The following is a 25,134-nucleotide window of genomic DNA, read 5'->3' as shown; positions in this document are numbered from 1 at the left end:
CCAGGCATGAAACACGACGACCCCATCCTGCGCTACTACGAAGCCGAAATGCGCTACCTGCGCGAGGCCGGCAAGGAATTCGCGAACGCGCATCCCGACCGCGCGCGCATGCTGAACCTCGATCGCGTCGGTGATCGCGATCCCTACGTCGAGCGCTTGCACGAAGGTTTTGCGTTTCTGACCGGCCGTCTTCAGCAGAAGCTCGACGATGAATCGCCGGAGTTGACCGAAGGCCTCGTGAGTCTGCTGTGGCCGCACTATCTGCGGATGATTCCGTCGCTGTCGATCGTCGAACTGTTGCCGCTCGCGGAGAAGCTGCAGCGAACCGAGCTGGTGCCGGCCGGCGTGCCGGTGCGCTCGGCACCGATCGCGGTGCCGAACGCGGCAGGCGCCGAGGGGGCGACGCCGAAGACCGTGCAATGTCTGTACCGGACCACGCAGCCGGTCACGCTGCAGCCACTGTCGATCACGCACGCGGGGCCCACCGTGCGCCACGACGGCCGCTCGATCGTCCGGCTCGGCTTCGAGCTCGATCAGTCCGCGCGTCGCAAGGAAATGGACCTGTCGCGCGTGCGGCTGTATCTGAATGCCGATCTGCCGACCGCGTTCGCGATGCATCTGGCACTTACGCGCGAGGTCGATGCGATCCACTGGCGCATTCCGGAAGTGCGCGATGGTGAAGCGCTGCCGCTCGCCAACGTGACGATCGAGCCGGCCGGTTTCTCTGCCGACGAAAGGCTGTGGCCGAAGGCCGATGCGGCGTTTTCCGGATACCAGTTGTTGCTCGAATACTTCACGTTCCGCGAGAAATTCCTGTTCGTCGATCTGTACGGACTCGACGTGACGAAGCTGCCGGACAATTCGACGCGCTTCGAACTGGAGATCGTTCTGAAGCACGCATATCCGTCCGATCAGTGTTTCAGCGCGGAAAACGTGCGGCTTTTCTGCACGCCGGTGATCAACCTGTTCGAACTCGATGCCGAGCCGATCGAGATCGACCATCACGAAACCGAATACCGCGTGTTGCCCGCCGGTCATCAGGGCGAGCATGTCGAGACCTATTCGGTCGATGCGATCGAGGCGTTCGATCACGACACCGCCGAGCGCTACGAGTACGTGCCGTTCGCGACGTTCCGGCATCGCGGCGGCATGCTGCGACACGAGGCGCCGGAGCGCTACTTCCATGCGCGCGTGCGGCCCGGCGTCGCGGGTCTGCACGAGACGTGGGTCGTGCTCGGCGGTCACGCCTGGGAGACGATGCACACGCTGCCCGAGGAAAGCCTGTCGCTGCGCGTAACCGGCACGAACGGCATGTTGCCCCGCAAGGGCCTGCGCGAAGCGCGCATCGCCGAGTTGGCGGCGAGCACGCCGAACGTCGTCGGCGTGAACAATCTCGTCGCGCCGACGCTGCCGCTCTATCCGCCGACCGGCGACCGCTTCCAGTGGCGTGTGCTATCGCATCTCGCGCCGAATTTCCTGTCGATGATGAACGCGGAGGTGCTGCGCGGCGCGCTCGCGCTATACGACTGGACCAGCGACGAACTGAACCGCCGGCGGCTCGCGGGCATTCTGTGGGTATCGCAGGAGTTGCTCGAGGAGGTGGCGGGCGGCTCGGTCGAGCGCGGCGTGCATATCGAGGTGACACTCGATTCGCACGCGTTCGCGGGCGAGGGCGACGTGATGCTGTTCGGCGAATTGCTGCAACGGTTTTTCGCGCTGTATGCGGAGATCAATCTGTTCACGAAGCTATCGATCGTGAGCCTGCCGTCGCAGGCCCGCACCGATTGGCCGCGCAGCAAGGCGCAACGGGCTCCGCTATGAGCGCATACGCGAATGCTTTCGAGGCGCGCGACGAACCGCCGAATCTCGAACCGTTCGTCGCGGCGCTGCTCGCGCGTGCGCCACGGATGAACTTCATGCAGTTGTGCCGACTGCTCGAATTGCGGGCACCGGACCATACTGGTTTCGGCACTCGCGATACCCCGGCGCACGAACCGGTACGCTTCCGGCCACGTGCGCGTACCGGTTTTCCGGCGGGCGAGATCGCCGCGGTCGAATTCGACGATGATCCGGATGCCTTCGTAGGTTATGCGCCGCCGACCGTGCGCACGACCTTCATGGGACTCTACGGTGTCGACGCGGCGATGCCGTCGCACATGATCGATGAGATCGTGCTGCGCGAGGAAGGGCACGAAGTGGTCGAAGCCTTTCTCGATCAGTTCAATCACCGCTTCGTCACGCTGCTGTATCGCGCGTGGAAGAAGTACCGCTATCCGGAGAGTTTTCGCGCGGGCGGCAGCGATGCGCATTCGCGCAATCTCCTGTGCCTCGCCGGCTTCGGCTGGGGCGACAAGCCGCAACGCGCAGGCTTGCCCGATTCGCGCATGCTCGCGCTGCTCGGGCTGTTGATTCAGCGCACGCGCACGCCTGAGGGGCTCGCGGGCGTGATCGCGCTCGCGGTTCCGGGCGTCGATGTCCGGGTGGACGAGTTCTTTCCCGCGCTCGCGCGCGCCGGCAGGCCGCAACGGCTGACGTCGTTGGCCGCTCGTGCTGGTGCAACCGGCGACGACAACGCGCGCCGCGGCCTCGGCGGCGGCTATGTGCTCGGCAAGCGGCTTGCGTATCGCAGCCGGGCGGTGCGCGTGAGGTTGCGGCCGGCCGATGCCGCCCAGGCGCACGATCTGTTGCCGGGTGCGTGGCTGCATCGCGAGTTGATGGCGTTCGTGCAGTTGTATGTCGGGGTGAAGGCCGACGTGCATCTGCGGATGGAAATGTCGTCGCGCCTCACGCCGCTTTGCGCGATCAACGGCGGATCGCCTGGATCCGCGCCGCGCCTCGGCTGGACGACCGTGCTGCCCGCCGCGAGTGAACGCCTGATCAACGTCGCGCTCGGGGTTTATCAAGCGTTTCCGAAGCCCGCGGCCAATCCATACCTGACTCGATCCGCGTGATGAACAACGCGCCCAAAGGACTATCGATGAATCTTCGTTCTACCGTTTCCACGGTTGCGGCCGTTGCGCTGCTGTCCGCCTGCGGCGCATGGCAATCCATGTCGGACGCGTCGTCGAGCGCGTATCACGCGGTGTTTTTCAAGCGGATCAAGGTGCTCGACGTCGATCTGTCCGCGCGCGAAGCGCTGAACCCCGACGACGCCGGCCGCGCGACATCGGTCGCGGTGCGCGTGTATCAGTTGAAGGACCGCAAGGTGTTCGATGGCGCGTCGTACGAGGATCTGCTGAAGAACGACCGCACGCTGCTCGCGCAGGATTTGCAGGCGAGCATGGCATCGGTGCTGAATCCGGGGGCGTCGGCGAGCCTGTCGCAACCGATGCAGGCCGATACGAACTATGTGGCGATCGTCGCGTTTTATCGCAATCCCGGCAACGGGGATGCCTGGAAGTATGTGATCGAGAAGAAAAAGCTCGACGCGGACAAGCCGTTGAAGATCTCGTTGATGGATCAGTTTCTGGTGACGGCGGGCAATGTGGCCCACGATTGAGTGAGCCACCGGCTCAATCCTTTCGACCGAGATAGCCCGGCAGTCCCAATGCCCGGTCGCTCTTTGCCAGCTTCAAGGCTTCCTTGAGCAAAGCCGAGAACTTTTCGTCGTTATCGGGCCGCGGCAACATCGCGCGAAAGAAGTCGGACCAGCGAAATTCTTCCAACGGGACATTGGTTTTTTCATAGCCGCCGGCATCGCGGACCGCTGCCGCGAGGCTTCGATATTCGTCGTCTTTCAGTTCCCAGACGTGCTCCGCCAGTTCGGAGAAAGGCCGGCGCACCCCTTGCGCGTCATACGGAAAGGTCCATCGTTCGTTTTCCATGCTGAGCCAGAACGACGCCCACGTGTACGAGGAAAGATCCCGCACCAGCACGACCGGAACCGAGCGCACGCCAACCTGCCACAGCGCCGCCGCCACATGGTGGTGATCGATCGCGAACGGTATGCCGTTCGGTCCGCAGACGACCGGTATCGGCTTTTCGGCAATGGCCATTTGCAGGTCATGGGCGCTCAGCGATCGGTATTGGCGGGCTTTTTCGCTGACCTCGCGCGCGCCGTGGGTCATCTGCGTCGGACGCAGATCTTCGATTTGCCGCGTGTCCATGTCGGTCTCCGTGTCGGAATGCGATCACGCGGATTTCGCAAAATTCATGCCGCAGCACGAAGCGTTGCTCGCGTTCCGCCAGACGTCTACGGCGCGTCGTCCACGCACAGCACCGGATCGCTGACCAGACAATCCGCATCGGATGCACCAGGTGCTCCGCCGCGCGTTTTCAACGACGTCTGCTGCGCGGCGATGCGCAAGCCTTTGGGCAGCAGCACCCACATGCGCAGCCGCTCTTTGGTGCGGCTCGCCTGGGTCTGCGCGGTTTGACCGAAGCCGTAGAAATAGTCCGCTCTGACCGCGCCCTGAATCGCGCCGCCCGAATCCTGCGCGAGCATCAGGCGGTCGATCGCACCGGGTGCCTGAGGATCGTCACGCGTTGACACGAATACCGGCGCGCCGAGCGGCGTGGTGCGCGGATCGACGGCCACCGAGCGGCCCGCCGACAGCGGCACGCCCAACGCGCCCAGCGGACCGTTCGGTGAGTCGGGAATCACGCGAAAGAACACATAGCTCGGATCGGAAATCGCGAACACGGGATGAGGCTTCGGCGCGTTCGACGTTTGTGCGTTGGTTCCGGCTCCAGCCGCATTGCCGGCAGCGTGCCCGCCAGTGGGGCCAGTGACGGCCGGCCTGATCGCGCCGGCATTCGCTGGCGTGGTCGTCGCCAGTGTGAAGCCGCGCAGCAAGGGTGACGTTGGTTCGTCGTCGCCGTCGGCAGCCGCTGCGTTGCTGTCGTTGCTCGCGGCGGCCGCGCCATCGTCGCTGACATCGACCTCCATCTCCATGCCGCGCACGACGAGCTTGCGCGCGCCGGCCGTCGCGGTGCCGTTGTGCGCGAGCGGCGGAAGGAACGGTCGGCCGTTCTGTTCCGCATAGGCGAAGCGGCGAATCGAGCCGTCGCTCATGCGGACCTTGCCCGCGCCTTGCAACTGCATCGAGTACAGCATCACCGGGTCGTCCACGTAGGCGAGGATCGGTGCCCTCAGTGCGCCGCGCTCGATCTCGGCGCGGGTGTAGTACGGCACGATGCGCCCGCCGTCGAGCCGCAACCGGATCTTCTTGTCGCGGATATCCGGCACGCTATCGCGCAGGTCCAGCGCGTAGACGCCCTTCGGGTCGCCAGTCGTTGCATCGCCGAGCGGGATCACGTTACGTCCATCGATGCGCGCCGCGCTCACGCCGCCGCGCGCGCGGTCCGACAAGCGCCGCGCGTCGAGATAGAGCATGTCGGCCGGCATGCCATAGACCGGATAAAGGTAGGCACCGCCGTACTGCTGACTGCCGTTGAGCAGCGGCTCGTAGTAGCCGGTCATCGTGCCGTCGAGCGAACGGTCGGGATTGCGGATCTGGTACGCGTTGAAATACGTTTCGAAGAAACGCCGGATTGCCGCGACGTTGCCAACGTCCACGGCTCTTGCGGCATTGCACGGTTCCGACCAGCCGCTGCGCGCGCCGAGCACGGTGCAACTGCGGCGAAACGCTTCCCACGATGCGGTGACGTCGTCCGTATCCCAGCCGGGGAGGTCGGCGAAAGCGGTCGGCTCGTAGTAAGCGTGGCGTGTCGCGAAGCCGCCGCTCGACTCGGTCTTGGGTCGCGGGTTATCCAAGCCGCTGGACGTGCCCGGTGCCGTCGCTTGTGTGGTTGCGGGAGTGGGCGTAGCAGCAGCTATCGTCGGCGGCGCCTGCTCGACCGGCGATGCCGCGGCATGGCTCGCGTCCCCCAGGATCACGCTGGTCGCGGGCGTGTTGCTCGCGCAAGCCGCGAGCGTGGCTGTCAGCGCAACCAGGAGAAGCTGAGCCCTTTGCATGCGGCCTCCTTGCGAACCATCGCAAACGCCGCGCGCGCTAGCCGCGCGGCTTGACGGCATCGATGGTGAACGTGGCGGCGCCGAACGCGCCGGCGCAATCCGCCGTGCCTGCCGGGCACCGCGGCTTGCCCGCGAACGGCGAATAGCGCGGGCCGCGACGCGCGGCCGCTTGCTGCTGGGCATCGGCGGGGAATGACTGGAACGGCGCCGCGGACTTCAGTCCACCGTCGGAAAAATCGCGCGGCGTCGTCGATACCAGCGTCAGAAAGTGGTTGGGGCCAGGCGGGTTGCCCGCCAGCATCGGCCAACTGGCGCGCGGCAACGACAGCGTCTGACCGGCGGCGATCCGGTTATTGCGATCGAGTCCGTTCGGAAACAGCATCAGGTACTGACCGTCCGGATCGACCATGAACACATACACGTAGCCCGCGCGGTTGCTGTCGAGTTTGAACTGCAGATAGTCCTTGCCGATCGTGGCGGACGTTCTGCCCGGTGTAGCGGTGACCTGAATCGACGGATCGGCCAGCGTCACGATTCGCTCGAGTTCGCTGGCGGGGGTGAAGGGCGCGAGGATGTCGGCTTCTGCGGGTGGTGCGGCGGCCGCGGTGATCGTGGCAGGCGAGGCAGGAGCAACCGGCGCAACAGGGCCAACAGCAGCAACGGCGGCCGGGCTTTGAACGGCATTGCCCGGCGTCGGCGCAGGAGTCTCGGCCGGCTTCGGCGAAGCCGTGTCGTGCCCATTCGTGCTTGCGGCGACTGCCGGGCCAGCGGCTGGCGGCGTACGCATCGCAAACCACGTACCGACCGCCACGAGCGCCACGACGCAAACGGCACCTGCCGCGATCAAGCCCGTGCGTTTCCCTTGACTACCGGCTGGCGCGGGAACGGCCGCCGTGCCTGGCTCATCGCGCTTCGCCTCGACGGTCGCGGCCGGCGCCGTTCGCGGCGCACCGGTGCCCGCTGACTCGACAGAAGCGCGAGCCGTCGGTTCGATCGCCGCATTCGCGTCATCACGCGTATCGATCGCAATGCCCAGTTCGTCCGCCAGCGCCTCTACACTTTGCGGACGATCTTCGGGGCGCACCGCGAGCGCATGGTCGATCGCGCGCAGGAACCGCTCGCTATACCGGCCGGCCGCGGCAGTGGCGAGCGGCACATACGTGTCGCTCATCAGCCTGCCGACGGAAGGCGGTGGTGTCTTGCCCTGAATCGCGAAATAGACGACCGCGGCGAGTGCGTACACATCGGTCCACGGTCCCTGTTTCAGCGCCGCCTCTTCGGCATATTGCTCGACCGGCGCATAGCCGGGCTTCAGGATCACCGTCAAGGCCTGCGTCATGTCGCCGATCACGCGCCGCGCCGCGCCGAAGTCCAGCAGCACGGGGCGGCCGCTGCCCTTGAGCAGCATGATGTTGTCCGGCGCGATGTCGCGGTGATAGCACTGCGCCGCATGCAACACCGCCAGCGCTTCGAGCAGCGGCGCGAGCAGCGCGCGCAGCCATGCTTCATCGGGTGGGGCGCTCATGCGGCGCAAGCCGTCGCGCAGCGTCACGCCCTCGTAATACGGCATCACCATGTACGCGGTGCCGTTGGCCTCCCAGAACCGGTACACCTTGACGAGCGAATGATGATCGAAGCGCGCGAGCAGCCGCGCTTCGTTGATGAAGCTTTTCAGGCCGGCGCGAAAGGTGTCTTCATGACGTTCCGAGCGGACCGACACTTCGGCCGCGCCGACGCGCGTGGCCAGCGCCGCGGGAATGTATTCCTTCAGCGCGACGTGACGTCCTAGCTGGGTGTCGTAGGCGAGATAGACGATGCCGAAGCCGCCTTCGCCAATCAGATCGACGATCTCGAACTCGCCGAGCCTGGTGCCCGCGGCTAGCGCATGTTGCGCGTTCGAACCTTGCGCGGCCGGGCGGGTGACGACTGTACGATCCGCGCCCGCCGCTTCGGCGGGGTTCTGCTGGCCGTCCGGTCCGGACGCCCGTTGCACGATCACGGTTTTGTCGTCGGGGCTGCTCATCGGCTTTGGCTCCCTGGAGGGTACGACGGCTGAGCCCGGCACACGCGAGCGCCACCCTCACGCGCAGGCGCGTCCACCCTTAAGACGATCAAGCGAGCCATTTTTTGAAATCAGGCCGGCCCGCGCGCCCGAGCGTCGGTCCGCGTGCGGCCGCCAGTTTCAAAATCGGCAGGCCGAATTCGTCTATACGGTGTTGTCAACCGCTGCGTGCAGCTTGCGGGTTGTGCGCGCATTCCATCCCAGCCGCTTCCTTTTGCCTTCTTGCAGGAAGTTAAAGTGAACGAGCGCCAAGGCCTATCGAGCGGGATGGCACACAGCGTCGTGCAACGCGATTCGCGGCCTGCGCTCGTCGCAAGGGCCCGCCGGATCGCTGCTGCGTGGATCACGGGCGCGCTCGTGATTGGCTCGATGCTGTTGGGCGCCGCGAGCAATACGCTGGCCGCCGGCCCGTCCGCCGCCGCGGCGCGGCCCGCGAGCACCGCGGCCCTTGCACCCGAGTCGTTCGCCTTTCGTCAGGCCGACGAACGCGAACGCGACGCCGAAACGATCAACACGTTGACGTCCGAGGGACGTCTGCTGCTGTCGCGTGATCGCGTCAAACTCCCTGCCTACGACTATTGCAGCATGTCCGTCGCGGCCGCCGAGCGCGGCGACTTCCGCGACAGCGTCGATGCCGCGGCGCGCGCGCTGGTGGTGGCCGGGCAGACCAACAATGAGGATCTGGCGGCCCTGTCCAAACGCGATCTCGCGATCGCCTACAGCTATGCCGGCGACCTCGACAACGCCGAACGCTATGCCCGCGACGCGCTCGCTTCCACACCCAAGGCGCCCGAGCAGGTCTTTGCGCCGGCCAACAAGGTGCTCGGCGATGTCGCGTTGCGCCGGGGCAAGCCGCAGCAGGCGCTGGCCGCCTACGAAGACGCGCTGACGACCGCCTCGCCGCGTTACAAGCCGCTGGTGCTGATGTCGATCATCAACGCGCAGCTCGCCGAGGGCGATACGCCCGGCGCGCGCCAAACCTTCGATGCGGTCGGCGCCCCGGCCACCGCGGAGCTCGGGCCCGCCTACCGGCGCATCGAAGGCAATCTGCTGCTGGCCGAAGGCAAGCCCGAGGATGCGAAACACGCGTTTGAAACGCTGTTGAGCCAAAGCGGCAATTCCAGCGACGCCAACTACGACCGCCTGTGGGCGCACGAAGGCATCGGCCGCGCCGACCTCGCGCTCGGCGACAAGCCGCAGGCGCGCGAAGCCTATCTTCTGGCCGTCGACGACTCCGAGAAAATCCGCGCGCGGTTTCGCAGCGACGAGTTCAAGACGGCGCTGTTCGGCGACACGCAAACGGTCTTCGAACAGGCGATCGCGCTGACGGTCGAAACCGGCGACTATGCGATTGCCTGGGATCTATCCGAACGCAGCCGGGCGCGCGCGCTGCTCGACGTGGTGCGCAATCGCGTCGATACCGGCGTCGACGACCGGCAACTGAACGGGCAGGTGCCGAGCCTCGCCGCGACGCGCAACGCGCTCGAGCCCAACGAGGCGATCGTGGAGTTTCACAGTCTCGACAAGGAGCTGATCGTCTGGGTGGTGCGTGGCGATGGCCTGACCGGCCACACCTTGCCGATTGCGCGCGCGGACATGGATGCCGCGGTCACCGACCTGCGCAATGCGATCGTGCGCCGGCGCCCGGCCTCGCTGACCTACGGCGACAAGCTCAACGCGTTGCTGATCGCGCCACTCGGCCTGCGCCCGAACGAGCGGCTGATCATCGTGCCGCACGGCGCGCTGCACTATCTGCCGTTTCAGGCATTGCACGATGCCGACGGCTTTCTGATCGAACGCCATGCGATCGCACTCGTCCCCTCGGCGAGCGTCGCGGTACAACTCGCGCAGCGCCAGCAGAAGATCGCGAGCGATCTGGTCGCGTTCGGCAATCCGACCATCACGCCGGCCTATGCGCTGCCGGGCGCCGAAGCGGAAGTGCAGGGCATCGCGCCGCTGTTCGCGCGCAACGAGGTGTTTCTGCATAGCGATGCCACGCGCCTGAGCTTTCGCGACAACGCGCCCGCCGGACGCGTGCTGCACGTGGCGACGCACGCGCAGGCCGACACCATCGATCCGTTGCACTCGAGCATCCTGCTCGCGCCCGCGACGCAGCCCGCCGACGGCCCGGACTCGCTGCTCGCGAAAGACATCTACAACCTGAAGCTCAACGACGTCTCGCTCGTCACGCTGTCGGCCTGCGAGACCGGACTTGGCCGGATCGCGCGCGGCGACGAAATTCTCGGCTTTACGCGGGCGTTTTTCTATGCCGGCGCCACCAGCCTGATCGTGTCGATGTGGCCGGTCGCGGACGAATCGAGCGCGCTGACGATGCGCACCTTCTACGCGCAACTCGCGCAAGGCCATGATGCGATCGACGCGATGCGCACCGCGCAACTGGCGGTTCTGCACACGCCGCGCTTCGCGCATCCGTTCTTCTGGGCGCCATTCGATCTGATGGGTGGCTGGCGTTTGACCATCGCGCGTCAGCAACAGGGATGAACCCAACCAACCCTAGACCGATGAGAAGACTCCGACTGATCGCCGCGGCGGTGTCCTGCAGTAGTGCGCTCGCGTGGGGCCAGACATTGCCGAACGCGGGCAGCATCCTGAACCAGACGGCGCCGCGCGAGACCCGGCCAGCGCCGCCGGGCGGCAATCAGGCGCTGCCCGCCGTGCCGCCGCCGGCGGCACCCGTCACGGCGCCGGGCCCGACCTTCCTGCTGAAGAGCATCACGCTGAAGGGCAACGACACGATCGCCAGCGACGCACTGCTCGCGCCCGTGCAGGACCAGCTCGGCAAGCAGACCAGTTTCGCCGGGCTCGAAGAAATTGCCGCGCGCATCACGCAGGTCTATCGCGATCACGGCTATCTGCTCGCCCAGGTGGTGATCCCGCCGCAGGACGTCACGTCCGGTCACGTCGAAATGAGCGTACTCGAAGGGCGCGTCGGCCATGTGCGGCTCGACATCGCGGCCGGCACGCCGATCCGCGAAGACCTGTTGCGCGCGCGGGTCGCGCAGATTCCGCTGGGCAAGCCGCTGCAGCAGCACGAACTCGAACGGACCATGCTGCTGCTGTCCGATCTGCCGGGTATTCAGGTCTCCTCGGCAATCGAAGCGGGCGAGGAGCCGGGTACGGTCGATCTGACCGTCAACGTCGCACCGGCCAAACGCTGGACCTTTGCGCTCGATCTCGACAACTTCGGCGCGGAGTCCAGCGGTACCTGGCGGCTCGGTGCGCTCGCGCGCCTGAACTCGCCGTTCATGATCGGCGACAACCTGGACTTGCGGCTGCTCGGCAGCGAACGCGCCGACACGCTTTACGGGCGCGTCGGCTACGAGGCGCCGATCAATGCGCAAGGCACACGTGTCGGGGTCGCGCTGTCGCGGCTCAACTATGTGCTCGGCAAGGAATTTGCGTCGCTCGACGCGCAGGGCGAGGCGACCGTGGTGGATTTCACGCTCACGCATCCGCTCATCCGCACACGCAACCAGAGCCTGTTGGCGCGCGTGAATCTCGAGTATCGCGATCTGATCGACAACGTAGGCATTGTCGATCAACACAATCCCAGATCGCTCGTGGAGGGCAGTGTCGGCCTCAGCTACGAAAGCCGCGACGCGCTGTTCGGCGGCGGCTTCAACAGCGCGGATGTCGAGCTGTTGATCGGCAGTCTGCATTTCCGCAACGCGCAGGCCGAGGCGCTCGACGCGTCGCCGCTCGGGCGCGACACGCAAGGCACCGAAGTGCGCGCCACGTTCTTCGCCAACCGCCTGAACGCGATCACCGAGCGGCTCAGCGTGTTCGCCGGCGTGTCCGGCCAGTGGGCCGGAACCACGCTCGACAGCTCGTCGCGCTTCCTGCTCGGCGGCCCGCACGCGGTGCGCGCGTATTCGCCGTCCGAGGCACTGGTCGACGAGGGTTTCGTCGCGAGCCTCGAAGGGCGCTTCGCGATCGATGCGCGGGCCACCGTGTTCACCTTCTTCGACTTCGGTACGGGTTGGTACAACGCGACGCCGCGTCCGGGCCAGGGGGCGAACGTGATCACGCGCAGTGGCGTGGGTCTCGGCGCGTTCTGGGCCGCGCCGGGCGGCATTTCGCTACAGGGCACGGTCGCATGGCGCACGACCGGGCCCGATACGACCGGCAACGACAGGCTGCCGCGCTTTTATGTGCAACTGACCAAGACGTTCTAGCAGCCAGCCAAACGCAACCAAACGCAACGAAACGCGACGACAAGCAAAAATCTGTGCCGAGGTGTGTGATGAACAAGCCATGCAATGTGCGACCCGCGCATGCGAGCACGATCGCCGGCGCGGTCGCCGCGTTGTTCGCGGCATCGTATATGCCGCTCGTGCTCGCGAATCCGACCGGCGGCCAGGTGGTGGCCGGCACGGTCAGCATCAACTCGCCGGCTGCGGGGCAGATGGACATCGCGCAGGGCTCGTCCAATGCGATCGTCAACTGGAACACGTTTTCGATCGGCAGCGGCGAAGCGGTCCGCATCACGCAGCCGTCGGCTTCCTCCGCGCTGCTCAACCGCGTGATGGGCAACGACCCAAGCGTGATCGCCGGACGCCTGCAGGCCAACGGCAAGGTGTTTCTCGTCAATCCGGCGGGGGTGATCTTTGCGCCCGGATCATCGGTGAACGTGGGATCGATGGTCGCTTCGACGCTCAATATCTCCAATGCCGACTTCCTTGCCGGCAACTACCATTTCGTCGGCGCGTCCGCGGCGGCGCTCAGCAATGCCGGAACGCTCAGCGCGGCAGCGGGCGGCACCATCGCATTGCTCGGCGGCGCGGTCAGCAATAGCGGTACCGTCAGCGCGAAACTGGGCACCGTCGCGCTGGGCGCGGGCAACGATATCACTGTCGACTTCGCCGGCGACGGTTTGACCACGCTGAAGATCAAGCAGGGCGCGGCGCACGCGCTGATCGGCAATACCGGCACACTGGCCGCCGATGGCGGCACCGTCGTGATGAGCGCACAGACGGCCGATGCGTTGGCCGGCACGGTCATCAACCAGCAAGGCATCGTGCGCGCACAAGGCCTCAGCGAGCATGATGGCCACATCCTGCTCGACGGCGGCACGAATGGCGTCACACAGGTGGGCGGTACGCTCGACGCCAGCGGCGGCACGGGGCAAAGCGGCGGCAGGATCGACGTGACCGGCTACGACGTGGCGCTGCTGCCCGGAGCGTACGTCGATGCTAGCGGCGCCGCGGGCGGCGGCACCGTGCACTTCGGCGGCGGCCCGGCGGGCGCGGACCCCTCGGTTCGCAATGCCAATGCGATCTGGATGTCGCCGACAGCCAGCCTCCATGCGGATGCGCTCGTCGACGGCAACGGCGGCAACGTCGTCGCTTACAGCGAAACGGCCAGCCGCATTTACGGCACGTTGACCGCGAAGGGCGGGCCGCAGGGCGGCAACGGCGGTTTGATCGAAACGTCCGGCCACACGCTCGATACGACCGGCATGAGCGTCGATGCATCGGCGCCGAAAGGGCAGGGCGGCCGGTGGCTGCTCGATCCGTTCGAGGTCGACATCGTGACGCAGATACCGGATGTCTCCGCGGCGCCGGTCCAAACGCAGACCGCGGCCGATTCCAACACGATGACGTTCGGACCGATCACCGGCAGCACGTTCATCCTGAACACGGCGCTCACCGGCCCGCTGAGCCTCGGCACGTCGGTGACCGTACTGACCGGGACCGATCCCAACCTGGGCGCGGGCGACATCGTCGTCGACGCGCCGCTCAACCTCACGGCCGGCACGCTTCCCGCCACGCTGAAGCTGAGCGCGACGGGATCGGTGCTGGTCAACAACACCATCACGTCGAGCGCGGGGCCGCTCAGCCTCGTATTCGATGCGAACGTGGGCGGTACCAGCCCGCTCAGCCTGGTCTCGCTCCAGGGCGTCACGGTGAAGACCAACGGCGGCAGCGTGACGTTGGGCAGCGGCGGCGCGAGCCCGGTCCTGATCCAGAACTCGAACATCGACACGTCGGGCGGCGATCTGACGGTGACCGGCACGTTCCCGATCAATGGCGTGGCGATTGGCTATCTGGTCACGTCGTCGTCGGGCATCTTCATCGACGCGTCGACCATTTCCACGGAGGCCGGCCTGTTCTCCCTGACGGGCGTCGCGCTGGGCGCGAACGCCAACGGCGTGGCGATCGAAGGTGCCAGCTCGCTGGCGACGACGAGCGGCGCGCTTCGCATCTCCGGCACGGCGGCCGCTGGCGGCGGAGGCAACGACGGCGTGTTCGCGCAAGGTAACAACACGATTCAAACCGGCAGCGGCGCGCTCACCATCAGCGGTGCCGGCAGTTCAAATATCGAGGATCAGGGCATCGGCGTGTTTCTATCCAGCACTTCAGCCAGCACGACGAGCGGGGCACTGAGCGTGAACGGTCGTTCCTCAGGCAGCAGCGGGACGGGCGTGTTCCTGAGCGGCGGCGCCACGGTCGGCCAGAGTGCCGCGCCGCAGCCCGGGCTGAGCAGTTCGGGCGGCGCGATCTCGGTCAACGGTAGCGTCGCGCAAAGCGCGCAAGGGAGCTTCGGCGTCGAAATTCAGAACACCACGATCTCGAACACGACCGGCTCGATCGGCGTGACGGGAAATGTCAACGGCACAGCCACCGGCGGCACCTTCGCGGACGGCGTCTTTTTTTCGGGCGCCACGCTGAGCACCGGCAGCGGCGACATTTCCGCCGCCGGCAGCGTGTCGTCGAACATGAACGTCGGTATCGGCCTCGACATGCATGGGTCGTCGGTCCAGTCGACGAGCGGCAACATCAAGTTCAGCGGACAAAGCGTCGGAGCCGCGGTCAACGGCGACTCGGTGATCGGACTGATGTTCGAGAACACGCCATGCGTGGAATGCGTCCAGACGGCCCCCGTATCGGTGACGACCGGAACGGGCACGGTAAGCCTGTTCGGCAGCGGCACCGGTCCGTTCGTGCAGGGCGTGCTGATCACCGACCGCACGACGATCACGTCGACCAACGGCGGGGCGATCGATATTCGCGGCGCGGTGAGCGGGCGGGCCGGCAGCAGTCCGAACCTGCAGAACGACTATGGCGTGCTGATCGCCAATGGCACGATCGGCGCGACCGGGACGCGCACCGCCACGATCGGCATCGCCGGTTCGACTACCACGTCCGATCCGGGCGTCGCGATCGGCCTGGCCGTCCCTGAGGTCGAGCAGAGCGAGTTCGGGCTGCTCAATCCGACCACCGTCGTCACCGGCGGCATAACGACTGCGCTGGCCAATGCCGCGACCGACAACGTGACGATCTCGACCGCGAGCCCCGGTTCGATCGTATTGCGCGCATTCAACGACGGCACCGCGAGCAGCCTCGCGATCGCGCAATCGACGCTGACGTCGCCGGGCGGCGTGCTGTCGATCACGCCGGCTTCGGTGGACCCGTCGAGCTTCGCGATCACCGCTCAAAACGCGACGCCGATCACGCTGCTCGGCACGGGCGGCGGCCTCAGCATCGACGCCGCGACTTTCTCGACCTTCGCATCGATTCCGAACATCGTGCTGGGTTCCAGCACACAAACCGGGCTCATCATAGTGAACGGTCAGTGCGTATCGGCCGGTTCGCCTTGCGTGCCGACGCGGCCGTCCTTCGCGAACAATCTGACGCTGTCCAACCCGGGCGCGGGCAGTCAAGGGATCGAGCTGAGCTTCGGCATCTCGACCCCGGGCCAGACCTTGATGCTGCTTTCCGCGGGTCCCGTCACGGACCCCGGCGGCATCCAGACCGCCGGGCTGATCCTCGCCGGCCCCGGTACCTTCACGCTGACCGATCCGCAAAACGACGTCAGCGTGGTGGCGATGGCCAATGCCGGCAATGTCGACTTCTCGAACTCGCATGGCTTCGTGATCGGCCCGCTGACGAGCCGGACGTTCGACTCCGCCGCGAGCCAGTTGAGCCCGATGAGCGTGACGAACTCCTCCCTGACCGGCAACCTCGTCGCGACCGCCACGAGCGGCAATATCGGGCTGGGCGCAGCCACGCCGTCCGCGACGGCGCCGAATACGAATCTGAGCGCGGGCGGGTCGATCGATCTGGTGATGGAGAACGGCGTGTTCGTCGATGCGAACGCCGGCACACTTGGCGCCGGCAACGCATGGCGAATCTGGGCCGGCACCTGGAGCGGCGAGACACGCGGCAGCGTGCAGCCGAATACCGCGCAGCCCAATTTTTACGGCTGCCTGTTCGGCTCGGGCTGTAGTTGGGGTGGCACGGTGCCCATCAGCGGCAATCATTTCGTCTATGCCGCACGGCCGACGCTCACGGTCACCGCGGATGGCGCGACGCGCTTCGTTGGCGCGCCGAATCCGGCGTTCACCTACACGACGAGCGGCCTGATCAATGGCGATACTGCCGCGGGCACGTTGAGCGGCTCGGAGACGACCACGGCCACTCTGACGTCACCGGCGGGCGGCTATCCGATCGACCCCAACTTCGCGTCCAGCGTCGGCTATATCGTCAACGAAGTGCCGGGCACGCTGACGGTGATCCCGTTACAGAACTCGAACCCGCAGGGCCCGATTCCGAATCCGGTCGCGCAAAGCGGTCTGCAGACGTTTTTCAGCAGCCAGGAGCAGACGTTCGTCTACGAAAACAATCTGCAGGGCACCAACATCTGCATCGGCTCTAATCAGCCGCTCTTCAGCACGACGCCGCCGGGCGAGAATCAGGACATCCTCGCGCTCGAATGGAAGCGCGTGCGTTCGCAGCCGAACCTGAACAGCTGCATGCTGACCAACGCCCAGCACGGCTGCGGCGACTTCTAGCGGGAGCGAGGGGGAGCGGGCGGAACCGGCGGCGCGGCGCCTTCGGGCGAATGCAGCGCGCGCAATTGCGCGATGGCGGCCTCGGCGCTCGCGACGAACCGCTGCGAGAGCCGCCATGCTTCGACGACGTCCTCGTGGACGGGCTGCTCCAGGCCGAGGTGAATCCGGAAGAATCGTTCCGCGTGAATTTCCGGGTGGTAATGCTGGCGCACCCGCTTCGCGTCGATCAGCCGCCGGTTGCCGAACAGCCGGCTCAATGCCCACGCAAACGCCCCGTCTTCTCCGCCGACGCGCCGAAAGAACGCGTCGAGCGGAAACCCGCCCAGCGCGCGATAGACCGCCCGCCGGATCACCAGACTGCTCGGCACGGTGTTGCTGAGGATTGCGGCGTATTTTTCGAAATCGGGATGCTCGGCGATCGCGCGAGGAAAGCCCGCATAGTCGACGTCGAGCCGCACCGAGGCCTCCCCGGGACAGCGCTGCAGATAGCCACTCGCCGCGGCCAGAGCGCCGGGCAGGTATTCGTCGTCGGCGTCGATGAAAGCGAGCAGATCCTCGCTCGCGTGCATCGCGGCCCAGTTGCGCGCGACGGCGACGCCGCCGTTCACGTGCATGCGCAGCACCTGCACACGCGCGTCGAGGCGGCCGTAATGTTGCGCGACTTCGATCGAAGCATCGGTCGAGCCATCGTCGACGACGATGATTTGCGCGGCCTCCGGCTGAATCAGGCAGCTCTCCAGTGCGCGGCCGAGCGTTGCCGCCATCTGCAGACAGGGAATGATGATCGAGATCGGCATGATGCGAGCCCCGTTGCGATGCTGATCCGCTGCGTCACGTCTGTGACGGGCCTGGCATCAATTGTGTCGCCTGCGCATCGTCACCGACCCACACCGCGAGCGCCGTGAAGTTGTCGTGATTCGTGCTGGCGCTCGCGCGCACCTGCTGCGCGAGTGCATCGAGCCAGTCGCCTGGTGTGGCGGCATGAGCCAGCGCGTCGGCGATGCCGGCGTCGTCGGCGTACTCCCACAGGCCGTCCGTGCAGATCAGGAAAGCGTCGCCGTCACGCAGCGCGAAGGTGCCGTCGATGCCCGCAATGGAAAGCGCGTTGCGGGTGCCCAGCGCCGCATATAGCACGTTGCGGCGCGGGTGATGGCGCATCTCCTCCTCGGTGAGCAACTGCGCGTCGACCATCTGCTGAACCATGCTGTGGTCGCGCGTGCGCGCGCTGATTTCGCCGTGGCGGAAGCAGTAGAGGCGGGTATCGCCGCAATGGGCCCACGCGGCCGTCGCGCATTCGCGATCGATGGCGAGCACCACGGCCGTCGAACGCATGTCTTTTTCATTGTCCTTGCCGCGCAACTGTTCTTCGACGATGTTCTCGTTGGCATGCGTGAGCGAGCCGATCAGCCGTTCGCCGGTCGGCGGCAATTCGGCAACGGTCAGATAGCGCAAATCCGCCAGCACCGAATCGACGACGAGGCGCGAGGCGGTGTCGCCGCCGCCATGACCGCCAGCGCCGTCGGCGACGACGCAATAGTAGAGCCGCTCGCTCGACCAGTCGCCGAACGAATCTTCATTGCGCGGGCGATCGCCCCGGTCGGTCAGGCTTGCGGTGGCAAGTTGCACCGTTGTCCTCTCATGTGCTCGTGGTCCGTCGACCTCATTCCTGTGCGTGCGACTGCGCGGACAGGATGCCAAGAACCAGCAGGATGACGATGCGATTGCCCGGCGCGATGTCGATGCCGAGGCTGTGCTCGATCCATTGGCCGATTTCCGTGCGGGCGAAGTCGGCAGGTATTGAGCCTTTCTTCAGCGTGACGCCGAGCTTGCGCGCCCGGTAGTGGTACGACGCGATGCCGTAACGCGCGGCGACCTGCGACAGACCGCCTTTCTCATTCGACAGCCAGCCCAGACTGCCGGCGAGCAGCATGCGGTTCGCTTCGTCGAGCGAGGCGATGAAATGCGACGCGGATTCGCGGACTTCGGCTTCGTGCAGACCGTATTGCAGCAGGACCGAGCCGATCGGATCGGGGTGAAAGGCCGTTTGCCGGTCGATCTCGAGCATCACGTCGTCTTCGTCGAGCGACACGTTGCGCTGATGGCTCGCGCTGCGCAGACAGTCGATCAGATAGCGGCGGAAATACGCGCACACGGCATGGCTGTTCGAAGGCGCGCTATGCAGCGGGAAGGTGGGCGAGGCCGTAGGCGCGGTATCGAGGCGGAACACCTTGAAGTAGAGGAACTGCGAGATCAGTTCCTCCTTGTCCTCGCCCAGCGCCTGCAATTCCGACGGATGGTAACCGGTCAGCGCGCGGCGCACGATCGTATAGATCGACGCCATTTCGTCATGGCTCAGGCAGGTGCGGCGTTGCCACAGGTCGGGCAGTGCGCTCTCTCCAACGTGGTCGGCCATTGCTGCGCTTTGGATATCTGCCACTTTTCACCCCGAGGTGGTGAACTCCGCTTCCTGGGGCGGAGCCCGCTGCTGACACTACCCATTGCGCCGCGTTGTTGGTGCGCCGGCTTCCTGCCCCCAACGGATCCGGCCGTCGCCTTGCCGCCATATCGGGCTGATGCGAGTGCCAAACGCCTGCAATACCGGCAATTCGGCCGTGCAACCGGCGCTGATTGGAAAACAAAGTTAGTCTATTGGCACGTTTTATTTATTACAAGGTAAAACTCAATATGTTATTCACCGCTTTGTCGCGTTGTTCTATCGCTATCAGGATTAACCCTGGACGCAATGTAAACGCTTACCGGCAGTCCGGAGAGGTTAAATTTTTTAAAAATTCGAGCGCTTGATTCGTTTACTTAGATGTCGGGCGATCCCGCCAATCGCCTGTCCTGAAAGGGCGCGCTGGCGAGGTCGTAGGACGACTGGCCGAGCTTCGGATTGTTAATGGTGACGGAACGAAAAGGCGGAAATTTTTTAAATGTTTATGGAGTTGAATGGTATTACATATACTGTTTCGCTTAATTAAACAAAATCCGCTTCTATTGCTATCCGGCTTTGTTTTTCCGGGCTGCGTGCTATTCTCATATCGGATTGCCGCCGAGAATGGACAATGCCCGCTAAAAACATCGCAATAGCTGGCACGGGCAATCTAATTAGAGTTAACGCGTATTTCCGGGAACGCTGATTCCTGGCGGGCAAGGGCAACCCGTACCGGTCACTTACGGTGCGTCGAGACTTCTCATCCGAGACCGATACAGACATGGCCACGCTTCTCGCGGGCGAAATGCTCGCCGACATATCAGCTGCCAGTCCGTGCGGGGACGACCTCGAGTACGACCCTGACTTCCTTGCGCTCGAACAGGTCGTTCATGGCAAGCCGGAGGTGCAGTTCGGCGAGACCATGGTCGCCGCCACTCCGCCCGACTGGAAAGTGGCCGAAGCGCTATCGCTCGATCTGCTCGCGAAAGGCCGCGACTTGCGCGTCGCGGTACACCTGGCGCGCGCGCTGCTCAATCGCCGGCGTTTCGCAGGCTTCGCCGAGGGCCTCGCGCTCGTCGAAGGGCTGCTCGAGCAGCGCTGGGACCATGTCTATCCACAGCTCGATCCCGACGACGACAACGATCCGACCGCCCGCGTCAACGCGCTCGCCGCGCTCGTCGAAGCGTCCGGCATGCTGGTGGACGTGCGTGACGCGCCGCTCGCGTCGTCGCGCGCGCACGGTGTGGTCAGTTTGCGCGACATCGAATATGCGACCGGAGAAGTGCCGCTGCCCAAGGGCGTCGAGGCGCCGTCGCTGAGTTCGATCGACGCGGTGATCGCCGACGCGCACGAAGATGCCGCCGAAGCGCACACCGCCTTGCTCGCGGCCACGCATAGCGCCACGCGCATCGAGACGGTATTGACCGAGCGTGTCGGCGCGGCGCGTTCCATCGATCTGTCGCCGCTGTCGAGACTGCTGCGGCGTGCGGCCGACTTTCTCGGCGAACGTCTGGATGTACCGGGCGGCGCGCCGCAAGCAGCGTCGAACGGCGACGCGGCGCCGGGCGAACATGCCGGCGCGGCGCCCGCACCGGTACCTGTGTCCGGCGACATCACGGACCGTCAGGACGTGATCCGCATGATCGACAAGATCTGCGCGTACTACGAGCGTCACGAACCCTCCAGCCCGGTGCCGCTGCTGCTGCTGCGCGCGCGCCGGCTGGTCGACAAGAACTTCATGGAAATTCTGCAGGACCTCGCGCCCGAAGGCGTGAGCCAGGCCCGGCAGGTCGGCGGTATAGAAAACGAGTAAGCAGTCAGGCGGGGATGTGCCTTTTCGCTACTAGCAACGCCAGTCATGCGCCACGCTGCTCGCGGCCGTGCGGCGTCAACCAGGGGAATCGTCGTGGCCAAGGAAAGCAGCCAGAAATTCATCGCGCGCAATCGGGCGCCGCGGGTTCAGATCGAGTACGACGTCGAAGTCTACGGGTCGGAGAAGAAGGTCAATCTGCCCTTCGTGATGGGCGTGCTGGCCGATCTGTCCGGTCAGCCGGCCGACCCGCTCGCGCCGGTGGCGGATCGAAAGTTTCTCGAGATCGACGTCGACAACTTCGACGAGCGTCTGAAGTCGATGAAGCCGCGCGTCGCCGTGCAGGTGCCGAACCTGTTGACCGGTGAAGGCAACCTCGCCGTCGACATGACCTTCGAGAGCATGGACGACTTTTCGCCCGCCGCGGTCGCGCGCAAGGTGGACGCGTTGGCGAAACTGCTGGAGGCGCGCGGCCAGTTGCAGAACCTGCTGACCTATATGGACGGCAAGACCGGCGCGGAGGAACTGATCGCGAAGCTGCTCAACGATCCTGCGTTGCTGCAGTCGTTGGCGTCCGCACCGAAGCCGCAGGAATGAGCGTGATTTACAGGGGAGTCTGACCATGGCTGAACCTAGCACCGAAGGGCAAGCGCAACCCGGCGAGACGTCGCTTGAAACGAGCGATTTCGCGAATCTGCTGCAAAAGGAATTCAAGCCGAAGAGCGAGAAGGCGAAGGAAGCCGTCGAGACGGCGGTGCGCACGCTCGCCGAACAGGCGCTGCGCGACACCAACGTGATTTCGGGCGACGTGCTCGCGACGATCGAATCGCTGATCGCGCGGATCGACGAGAAGCTGACCGCCCAGGTCAATCAGATCATCCACTCGGAGGAGTTCCAGAAAGTCGAGAGCGCGTGGCGCGGCTTGCACTATCTGGTCAACAACACCGAGACGGACGAAACGTTGAAGATCCGCGTGATGAACGTATCGAAGGGCGATCTGTACAAGACGCTCAAGAAGTACAAGGGCACCGCGTGGGATCAGAGCCCGATCTTCAAGAAGCTCTACGAAGAGGAGTACGGCCAGTTCGGCGGCGAGCCGTATGGCGCGCTGGTGGCCGACTATTACTTCGACAACAGCGGGCCCGACGTCGATCTGCTGACGCAGATCGCCAAGATCTCGGCCGCCGCGCATGCGCCGTTCATCGCGGGCGCCGATCCCGCGGTGATGCTGATGGATTCATGGCAGGAGCTGGCCAATCCGCGCGACCTGACGAAGATCTTCCAGACTCCTGAGCATGCCGCGTGGCGCTCGCTGCGTGAATCCGAGGATGCACGCTACGTCGGTCTCGCGATGCCGCGCTTTCTCGCGCGCGCGCCGTATGGCGCGAAGACCAATCCGGTCGAGGAATTCGATTTCGAGGAAGACACCGCCGGCGCGGACAGCAGCAAATACGCGTGGGCCAATGCGGCCTATGCGATGGCGACCAATATCAACCGCTCGTTCAAGATGTACGGCTGGTGTTCGCGGATTCGCGGCATCGAGTCGGGCGGCGCTGTCGAAAATCTGCCGGTGCACGCGTTCCCCACCGACGACGGCGGCGTCGACATGAAGTGCCCGACCGAAATTGCGATCAGCGATCGCCGCGAAGCCGAGCTCGCGAAGAACGGCTTCATGCCGCTCGTGCACAAGAAGAACTCCGATTTCGCCGCCTTCATCGGCGCGCAATCGCTGCACAAGCCCGCCGAGTTCGAAGACCCCGATGCCACCGCGAACGCGAACCTGGCCGCCCGTCTGCCTTATCTGTTCGCGTGCAGCCGCTTCGCTCACTACCTGAAGTGCATCGTGCGCGACAAGGTCGGCAGTTTCAAGGAGAAGGACGACATGCAGCGCTGGCTGCAGAACTGGATCCTCCAGTACGTCGACGGCGATCCGGCGCACTCGAGCGAAGAATCCAAAGCACGACGCCCGCTCGCTGCCGCCGAGGTGGTCGTCGAGGAAGTGGAGGGCAACCCGGGCTATTACACGTCGAAATTTTTCCTGCGTCCGCATTACCAGTTGGAAGGCCTGACCGTATCGCTACGGTTGGTTTCGAAGCTTCCGTCCGCCAAGGCGGCATGACGGAAATCCCCATTCAGTGACGAATTGCTTTGAGCGGAGAATAAGATGGCCATCGACATGTTCATGAAGCTGGGCGACATCAAGGGCGAGTCGCAGGACAAGACCCACAAGGAAGAGATCGAAGTGCTCGCATGGAGCTGGGGCCTGAGCCAGAGCGGCACGATGCACATGGGCACGGGCGGCGGCGCCGGCAAGGTGTCGGTGCAGGACCTGTCGTTTACCAAATACAGCGACAAGGCGAGTCCACCGATCATGGCGGCCTGCACCAAGGGCACCCACATCGACAAGGCTTTGCTGACCGTGCGCAAGGCCGGCGGCGACAATCCGCTCGAGTACTACAAGATCACGCTGGAAGGCGTGCTGGTCAGCTCGTACTCGACGGGGGGCTCCGGCGGCGAAGAGCGCTTCACCGAGAACGTCACGCTCAACTTCGAAAAATTCCATGTCGAGTACCAGCCGCAAAACGCCAAGGGCGCCAAGGAGGGCGGCGTGGTCGAAGTGAAATGGAACATCCCCGGCAACGCGGAAACCTGATCGGCTGTCGGCAAAAAGGGGCGACTGCACTGCACCGGCCGCGCCGCTGCAGTGCGGCGGCGGGTGGGACGACTCGAGACAGACCGGAGCGAACCGGCATGAACGCAGAAGAATGCTTGCGCGAAGGCGATCTGGACGGATGTCTGCGCGAATTGCAAAACCAGGTTCGCAAGGATCCGTCGAAGGCCGCCTATCGCGTCTTTCTGTTCCAGTTGCTCGCGGTGACGGGCGCCTGGGATCGCGCATTGACGCAACTGAACGTCGTCGGCGAACTCGACGCTGCCGCTTTGCCGATGGTTCAAACCTATCGTGAAGCGTTGCAATGCGAGGCGCTGCGCGAAGCGGTTTTCAAAGGCGAGCGCGCGCCGCTGATCTTCGGCGAGCCGACCGGCTGGCTCGCGTTGCTGCTCGAGGCATTGCGGCTCGATGCCGCGGGCGACAGCGGCGCGGCGGCCGCCGCGCGAGCACGGGCGCTCGACGAAGCGCCCGCCACCGCCGGCGCATTGAACGGCGAACCGTTCGAGTGGCTCGCCGACGCCGACAACCGGCTCGGCCCGACACTCGAAGCGGTATTGAACGGCCGCTATTACTGGATTCCTTTTTCGCGCATCAAGCGCATCGAAATCGAGCCGCCGTCCGACCTGCGCGACCGGGTCTGGATGCCGGCCATCTTCACGTGGGCCAACGACGGCCAGGCCGCCGGCCTGATTCCCGCCCGCTATCCGGGCACGCTCGCCGAAGCGAATCGCGCGCTGTGGCTCGCGCGCCTGACCGAATGGATCGGTGACGATCCCGCGCTCGCGCGGCCGGTGGGACAGCGCATGTACGCCTCCGATGCGAACGACTACGCGCTCTTCGACGTGCGCAGTATCGAACTGACGAGCGGCGACGCGCCTGCCGAACAGGGCGGCGCGGCCGTGCCGGATCATGGCTGAGCTGACCGCCCGTGATCGCCTGCAACCGTCGCTGCTCGACCGGCTGACCGATCTCGAACCGGAAGTGAAACAGGAAGCGCGCGAGCGCCGCGTTCTGTCGATGCGCGCGCTGCGCGAGAGCGTGCAGCGCGACCTCGGCTGGCTGCTGAACGCGAATGGTCTCGCTTCGGTGCAGGATCTGAGCGGCTATCCGTATGTCGCAACTTCCGTGATCAATTTCGGCTTGCCGGACATCGCCGGCAAGACCGCCTCAGGCATCGATCCGTTGCGGCTCGAGCGGCTGGTGCGCGATGCGATCTGGGCGTTCGAGCCGCGCATTCTGCGCGATACCGTGCGGGTCAGTTCGATGCAACTCGAAGAGACGACCGGGCGCCACAACACCGTGTCGTTTCTGGTGGAGGGCGATCTGTGGGCGCAGCCGTATCCGGAGCGGCTCTACTTCAGGACCGAATTGGATCTGGAAGTGGGCGAAATCCGCGTGATCGACCAGGGCGGGCCGCGCTGAAGT

18 protein-coding genes are annotated in these 25,134 nt (G+C 65.3%); 12 read left to right on the top strand and 6 right to left on the bottom strand.

Annotated features, from left to right (window positions below):
* Positions 1-6 precede the first annotated feature (6 nt).
* From tssF to tssJ, 3 genes are read left to right on the top strand one after another with little or no spacing between them, the layout of a single operon-like run.
* Positions 7-1,821 (top strand): type VI secretion system baseplate subunit TssF, encoded by a 1,815-nt coding sequence (tssF, locus tag AB3X96_RS20985; RefSeq protein WP_368591200.1) that lies wholly within the window; start codon positions 7-9, stop codon positions 1,819-1,821.
* Positions 1,818-2,951 (top strand): type VI secretion system baseplate subunit TssG, encoded by a 1,134-nt coding sequence (gene tssG, locus AB3X96_RS20980; protein ID WP_368591199.1) that lies wholly within the window; start codon positions 1,818-1,820, stop codon positions 2,949-2,951. Before tssF ends, tssG begins: the two co-directional genes overlap by 4 nt.
* Positions 2,952-2,977: 26 nt before the next feature.
* Complete coding sequence (tssJ, locus tag AB3X96_RS20975; protein WP_368591198.1) at positions 2,978-3,499, top strand: type VI secretion system lipoprotein TssJ; 522 nt, start codon at positions 2,978-2,980, stop codon at positions 3,497-3,499.
* A gap of 13 nt (positions 3,500-3,512) precedes the next feature.
* Here the strand turns inward: tssJ and AB3X96_RS20970 are convergent, their stop codons facing one another.
* The 3 genes from AB3X96_RS20970 to AB3X96_RS20960 all read right to left on the bottom strand — a co-directional run bounded on the left by AB3X96_RS20970 (position 3,513) and on the right by AB3X96_RS20960 (position 7,940).
* Positions 3,513-4,106 carry a ParB-like protein gene (locus AB3X96_RS20970; RefSeq protein ID WP_368591197.1) on the bottom strand — a complete coding sequence of 198 codons (594 nt, stop codon included), beginning with the start codon at positions 4,104-4,106 and terminating at the stop codon, positions 3,513-3,515.
* 86 nt (positions 4,107-4,192) lie between these two features.
* Complete coding sequence (locus AB3X96_RS20965; protein WP_368591196.1) at positions 4,193-5,917, bottom strand: murein transglycosylase A; 1,725 nt, start codon at positions 5,915-5,917, stop codon at positions 4,193-4,195.
* A gap of 37 nt (positions 5,918-5,954) precedes the next feature.
* Positions 5,955-7,940, bottom strand: a complete 1,986-nt coding sequence (locus AB3X96_RS20960; protein WP_368591195.1) for a protein kinase — start codon at positions 7,938-7,940, stop codon at positions 5,955-5,957.
* A 276-nt stretch (positions 7,941-8,216) separates the two neighbouring features.
* On the opposite strand from AB3X96_RS20960, the gene AB3X96_RS20955 reads away from it, so the two are divergent.
* The 3 genes from AB3X96_RS20955 to AB3X96_RS20945 all read left to right on the top strand — a co-directional run bounded on the left by AB3X96_RS20955 (position 8,217) and on the right by AB3X96_RS20945 (position 16,794).
* Positions 8,217-10,481 (top strand): CHAT domain-containing protein, encoded by a 2,265-nt coding sequence (locus AB3X96_RS20955; protein WP_368591194.1) that lies wholly within the window; start codon positions 8,217-8,219, stop codon positions 10,479-10,481.
* Positions 10,482-10,501: 20 nt separating this feature from the next.
* Positions 10,502-12,175 carry a ShlB/FhaC/HecB family hemolysin secretion/activation protein gene (locus tag AB3X96_RS20950; RefSeq protein WP_368591193.1) on the top strand — a complete coding sequence of 558 codons (1,674 nt, stop codon included), beginning with the start codon at positions 10,502-10,504 and terminating at the stop codon, positions 12,173-12,175.
* Positions 12,176-12,243: 68 nt separating this feature from the next.
* Positions 12,244-16,794: a beta strand repeat-containing protein gene (locus AB3X96_RS20945; RefSeq protein WP_368591192.1), complete on the top strand. Its 4,551-nt coding sequence runs from the start codon at positions 12,244-12,246 to the stop codon at positions 16,792-16,794.
* On the opposite strand, the gene AB3X96_RS20940 is transcribed toward AB3X96_RS20945, so the two are convergent.
* From AB3X96_RS20940 to AB3X96_RS20930, 3 genes are read right to left on the bottom strand one after another with little or no spacing between them, the layout of a single operon-like run.
* Positions 16,791-17,594, bottom strand: a complete 804-nt coding sequence (locus AB3X96_RS20940) for a glycosyltransferase family 2 protein (RefSeq protein ID WP_368591300.1) — start codon at positions 17,592-17,594, stop codon at positions 16,791-16,793. The two genes, AB3X96_RS20945 and AB3X96_RS20940, sit on opposite strands and share 4 nt — an antisense overlap.
* 31 nt (positions 17,595-17,625) lie before the next feature.
* Positions 17,626-18,420 (bottom strand): PP2C family serine/threonine-protein phosphatase, encoded by a 795-nt coding sequence (locus tag AB3X96_RS20935; RefSeq protein WP_368591191.1) that lies wholly within the window; start codon positions 18,418-18,420, stop codon positions 17,626-17,628.
* A 34-nt stretch (positions 18,421-18,454) separates the two neighbouring features.
* On the bottom strand, positions 18,455-19,207 hold the full coding sequence (locus AB3X96_RS20930; RefSeq protein WP_368591190.1) for a hypothetical protein: 753 nt from the start codon (positions 19,205-19,207) through the stop codon (positions 18,455-18,457).
* A gap of 802 nt (positions 19,208-20,009) precedes the next feature.
* Here AB3X96_RS20930 and tssA point away from each other — a divergent pair.
* The 6 genes from tssA to tssE all read left to right on the top strand — a co-directional run bounded on the left by tssA (position 20,010) and on the right by tssE (position 25,131).
* The gene (gene tssA, locus AB3X96_RS20925) at positions 20,010-21,041 is read left to right on the top strand and encodes a type VI secretion system protein TssA (RefSeq protein WP_368591189.1); all 1,032 of its coding nucleotides are present in this window, start codon (positions 20,010-20,012) and stop codon (positions 21,039-21,041) included.
* A gap of 93 nt (positions 21,042-21,134) precedes the next feature.
* Positions 21,135-21,635: a type VI secretion system contractile sheath small subunit gene (gene tssB, locus AB3X96_RS20920; protein WP_368581715.1), complete on the top strand. Its 501-nt coding sequence runs from the start codon at positions 21,135-21,137 to the stop codon at positions 21,633-21,635.
* Positions 21,636-21,660: 25 nt separating this feature from the next.
* On the top strand, positions 21,661-23,157 hold the full coding sequence (gene tssC / locus AB3X96_RS20915) for a type VI secretion system contractile sheath large subunit (RefSeq protein WP_368591188.1): 1,497 nt from the start codon (positions 21,661-21,663) through the stop codon (positions 23,155-23,157).
* Between the two features lie 45 nt (positions 23,158-23,202).
* Positions 23,203-23,691, top strand: a complete 489-nt coding sequence (locus AB3X96_RS20910; protein ID WP_368581717.1) for an Hcp family type VI secretion system effector — start codon at positions 23,203-23,205, stop codon at positions 23,689-23,691.
* Positions 23,692-23,789: 98 nt separating this feature from the next.
* Entirely contained in the window at positions 23,790-24,626 is an 837-nt protein-coding gene (locus AB3X96_RS20905) for a type VI secretion system accessory protein TagJ (RefSeq protein ID WP_368591187.1), read from the top strand.
* Positions 24,619-25,131, top strand: a complete 513-nt coding sequence (gene tssE / locus AB3X96_RS20900; protein ID WP_368591186.1) for a type VI secretion system baseplate subunit TssE — start codon at positions 24,619-24,621, stop codon at positions 25,129-25,131. The genes AB3X96_RS20905 and tssE overlap by 8 nt, the downstream gene beginning before the upstream one ends.
* Positions 25,132-25,134 lie beyond the last annotated feature (3 nt).

Source organism: Paraburkholderia sp. BR13439 (assembly GCF_040948805.1).
Taxonomy (GTDB): Bacteria; Pseudomonadota; Gammaproteobacteria; order Burkholderiales; family Burkholderiaceae; genus Paraburkholderia; species Paraburkholderia youngii.
This window is presented reverse-complemented; position numbering and strand designations above follow the sequence as displayed.

Coding starts and splice junctions, on each gene's coding strand:
- AB3X96_RS20930 (WP_368591190.1), bottom strand. CDS start 19,207: ATGGCCGACCACGTTGGAGAGAGCGCACTGCCCGACCTGTGGCAACGC.
- tssG (WP_368591199.1), top strand. CDS start 1,818: ATGAGCGCATACGCGAATGCTTTCGAGGCGCGCGACGAACCGCCGAAT.
- AB3X96_RS20905 (WP_368591187.1), top strand. CDS start 23,790: ATGAACGCAGAAGAATGCTTGCGCGAAGGCGATCTGGACGGATGTCTG.
- AB3X96_RS20950 (WP_368591193.1), top strand. CDS start 10,502: ATGAGAAGACTCCGACTGATCGCCGCGGCGGTGTCCTGCAGTAGTGCG.
- tssA (WP_368591189.1), top strand. CDS start 20,010: ATGGCCACGCTTCTCGCGGGCGAAATGCTCGCCGACATATCAGCTGCC.
- tssF (WP_368591200.1), top strand. CDS start 7: ATGAAACACGACGACCCCATCCTGCGCTACTACGAAGCCGAAATGCGC.
- tssJ (WP_368591198.1), top strand. CDS start 2,978: ATGAATCTTCGTTCTACCGTTTCCACGGTTGCGGCCGTTGCGCTGCTG.
- tssE (WP_368591186.1), top strand. CDS start 24,619: ATGGCTGAGCTGACCGCCCGTGATCGCCTGCAACCGTCGCTGCTCGAC.
- tssC (WP_368591188.1), top strand. CDS start 21,661: ATGGCTGAACCTAGCACCGAAGGGCAAGCGCAACCCGGCGAGACGTCG.
- AB3X96_RS20960 (WP_368591195.1), bottom strand. CDS start 7,940: ATGAGCAGCCCCGACGACAAAACCGTGATCGTGCAACGGGCGTCCGGA.
- AB3X96_RS20910 (WP_368581717.1), top strand. CDS start 23,203: ATGGCCATCGACATGTTCATGAAGCTGGGCGACATCAAGGGCGAGTCG.
- AB3X96_RS20965 (WP_368591196.1), bottom strand. CDS start 5,917: ATGCAAAGGGCTCAGCTTCTCCTGGTTGCGCTGACAGCCACGCTCGCG.
- AB3X96_RS20945 (WP_368591192.1), top strand. CDS start 12,244: ATGAACAAGCCATGCAATGTGCGACCCGCGCATGCGAGCACGATCGCC.
- AB3X96_RS20970 (WP_368591197.1), bottom strand. CDS start 4,106: ATGGACACGCGGCAAATCGAAGATCTGCGTCCGACGCAGATGACCCAC.